2 protein-coding genes are annotated in these 2,622 nt (G+C 62.7%); one reads left to right on the top strand and one right to left on the bottom strand.

Features of this window, described 5'->3' with window-relative positions:
* The coding region (locus VHD36_09260; protein ID HVU87498.1) for a dockerin type I domain-containing protein at nt 1-454 on the top strand (454 nt) is incomplete at its 5' end.
* Nucleotides 455-678: 224 nt separating this feature from the next.
* Here the strand turns inward: VHD36_09260 and VHD36_09255 are convergent.
* The gene (locus VHD36_09255; protein HVU87497.1) at nt 679-2,415 is read right to left on the bottom strand and encodes a cysteine desulfurase; all 1,737 of its coding nucleotides are present in this window, start codon (nt 2,413-2,415) and stop codon (nt 679-681) included.
* Nucleotides 2,416-2,622: the final 207 nt, after the last annotated feature.

Genomic DNA, 2,622 nt, shown 5'->3' with positions numbered 1-2,622 from the left:
TGAGTTGTTCGCTTACACTGGTACGCTTACGGACAATGGATTGTCTCTCGGTAGCCTGCCCAGCGGGTTTGGTTACAAGCTCGACGAAGTGTCGACGCCTGGCGAAGTGCGTTTGGACGTGACTTCCCTGGCTTCGTTGCCGGGCGACGTCAACCGCGACGGGATCGTCAACAGTCAGGATCTTGCGTTGATCTCGAGCAACTGGCTGGCCACGGGAACGAATCTGGCCGGCGATGCCAACCACGACGGAATCGTCAACAGTCAAGACCTCGCCCTGGTCTCGTCGAACTGGCTGGCCTCATCGCAGGGCGGTGGCGCGCTGGCTGTTCCCAATGCAGCACCGGTACCTGAGCCGGGCAGCTTAGTGCTCGCGGCCATCGCCGTGGCGCTTACAGGCAATGGGCTGCGGCAGAGGCGCCGCCGCAGCATCGGACCGCGGACAATCTACGGCTGACGTCGCCCCTCATCTGAACAAGTGATTGCTCGCTCGGGGTCGGCGATAGTTGCGTCCTCGTTGGACGTGTGGGCTGCACATAACGACATTGCGCAAGCGACTGCAGCCCGACTGCGGCGTGTCCGTTCGAGTACATCCACGTGGGGCCGCTTGCCGGATCGTCGGCAGGCGGCCCTTTTGTTTGTCCGCCTTCCATCGAGCATGGATGATCCGCGCCGTCGGCTTCAGCCAGGAAGCCGCTCGATGCGCTTCAGGGCGTCGACCAGTCGATCGATTTCGCCGGTCGTGTTGTAGATCGACAGCGATGGCCGGACTGTCGTCTCGACACCAAAACGCCGCAGCGATGGTTGAGAGCAATGATGCCCAGCGCGGACCGCGATGCCCTCCTGATCCAGGAACCGGCCGATGTCCTCGGTGCGGCGGTTGGGCATGACGAACGACAGCACGCCGACCTTTTCCCGTGCCGTGCCAATCAGCCGCAGGCCGTTGACGGTCGACAGGCATTCAGTCGCGTACTCAAGCAACGAATGTTCGTAATTGGCAATGTTGGGCAGGCCCAACCGGTTCACGTAGTCGAGCGCCGCGCCCAGTCCGACCGCATCGGCGATGTTCGGCGTGCCGGCTTCGAAGCGCGCCGGCGCCTCAGCATACGACGTTTCTTCGAACGTCACGTTACGGATCATGTTGCCGCCACCCTGCCACGGTGGCAACACGTCCTGCAACTCTTGGCTGATATAAACGGCCCCGATGCCGGTCGGTCCAAAGATCTTGTGGCCCGAGAACACGAAGAAATCGGCCCCCAGCTGCTGCACGTTGACGGGAATGTGCGCGACTGACTGCGCGCCGTCGATCAACACGCGGGCGCCGTACCGCTTGGCCATTTGAGTCATTTCGGCCACGGGCAATATCGTGCCCAGGCTGTTCGAGGCGTGCGTCAGCGCCACGACCTTGGTCTTGGGGCCGAGCAGCCTTTGGTATTCCTCGAGCATGACCTCGCCACGGTCGTTGACTGGAATCACGCGCAGCACGGCCCCCTTTTCCTTGGCCACCATCTGCCAGGGGACGATGTTGGCATGATGTTCGAGCACCGACATCACGATCTCATCGCCCGGTTGCAAGAACTTACGGCCGTAGGTCTGCGTGATGAGATTGATTCCCTCGGTCGTGCCGCGCACGAAGACAATGTCCTTGACGCTCGATGCTCCGAGGAACGTCTGCACCTTCTCGCGTGCCTTTTCATAGGCGTCGGTTGCCCGCGCGGCCAGTGTGTGCGCGCCACGATGAATGTTCGAGTTATCCTGCTCGTAGAAGCGCGACACAGCGTCGATCACTTCCTGCGGCTTTTGCGTTGTGGCCGCGTTATCGAACCACGCAATCGGCTTGCCATGGACGCGCTGCTGGAGAATCGGGAAATCCTTGCGGATTGCCGCGACGTCGAAAGGCCGGGAACTGCCGCCGGGTGACACGGCCGCGGCCATGGCTCGTTCACGGAATGAATGGCCCAGAACGTCCAAGCCTGCGTCGCGGTCCAGATGTGCACCGCGCACACTCGCCACGAAGGTACTCAGCCCGCTCGGCGAAGCCTCGCTCGTGATGCCACTGGTGGGCGGCGCGACGGCCGCACCGGGGACGCTAAGCGGCTCGGAGGGTGAATGCGGCGCTGTGGGCAGTGTTGTCGGCGGCGTCATGCCGGGCAACACAAAGTCCGTCGGCGGCGCACTGAACATCGGTGGTGTCACCGAAGGAGGCGTTACGGGCGGCGTCGTCGGCACGTGTGGCCATGACTTGACCGCGACCGGAATGCTGCCATAGTGCGCAGCCGGCGAACTGCCAGCGATCCGTCCGGTATCCGCCGACGCGTCGACATGCGGCTCACCCTCGGCATGGCCGTTGGGCTGCGGCGCTTCGTTGTAAATTCGCGAAGCCATGCGCGCGATCAGGTCGGGAGTTATCTCATCCACTGCGATAGTCTCCTCAGAGAGCTACTGGCGAGCGCTCCGTTACTTCGGCTTGCTCTGGCGGTGATCGTAATCGTGGTAGTATCCGACTTCGACGTTTTCGAGGACTCCGAGAGCATCGTCGGTCAGCACGGCGCAGGAGGAGTAGAGCGTGAGCAGGTAGCTGGCCACGCCCAGGCTATCGAGGCCCATCAGCCGTGCCGACAGGCT

The organism is Pirellulales bacterium, assembly GCA_035546535.1.
GTDB lineage: Bacteria > Planctomycetota > Planctomycetia > Pirellulales > JACPPG01 > JACPPG01.
Note: the sequence above shows the minus strand (reverse complement) of the source record. Positions and strands in the feature narration are given on the sequence as shown.